Origin of the sequence: Bowdeniella massiliensis (assembly GCF_023634005.1) — a bacterium.
GTDB classification, from domain to species: domain Bacteria; phylum Actinomycetota; class Actinomycetes; order Actinomycetales; family Actinomycetaceae; genus Bowdeniella; species Bowdeniella massiliensis.
Genome location: NZ_JALIQR010000039.1, coordinates 1 through 530, shown reverse-complemented (window position 1 = coordinate 530; position 530 = coordinate 1). Strand labels below are relative to the sequence as shown.

Sequence of the window (530 nt, the reverse complement as noted above, 5' to 3'; positions counted from 1 at the left end):
CCGCTCATAGCGAGGGGGGGTGGCGCAACAGCAAGAGGCGCAGATCGCTCCGGTAGACTCGCTGACAGGGGTCCCTCCACCACCGAGACCAGCGCGCTGCGTCGTGACGCGGAGTGCATCTTCTGCAAGATCGTCGCCGACGAGATCCCCTCGGACCGCGTCCATGAGGACGAGCGGGTCATCGCCTTCAAGGACCAGCAGCCGCGCGCGCCCGTGCGCGTGCACGGGGTCCCGCGCGGCCCCGATCGGGATGTCACCGCGCTGGCCGAGGACCCCCAGCTGCTCGCGCGCGTCGTGGACACCGCCCGGGACGTCGCCGCCCAGCAGGCCGATGGCGACTTCCGCCTCGTGTTCAACACCGGTGCCGGTGCCGGGCAGACCGTCTTCCACGTGCGCGCGCGGGTCCGCGCGGGCGGCCAGCTCGCCGAAGGAGAACTGTGACAGATCCCCTGCAGCCAGCCCCCGGCCGCGCCCCCGAGGTTCACGAGCGCAAGCGCGCGATCCCCGATCACCTCAGCCCCTTCCAGGTC

At 72.1% G+C, this 530-nt stretch carries 1 protein-coding gene; it reads left to right on the top strand.

Annotated elements, in window-relative coordinates; all coding sequences use genetic code 11:
• Positions 1 to 441: HIT domain-containing protein (locus tag MUN85_RS12525; RefSeq protein WP_250507001.1), on the top strand; the 441-nt coding region annotated here is incomplete at its 5' end.
• Positions 442 to 530: the final 89 nt, after the last annotated feature.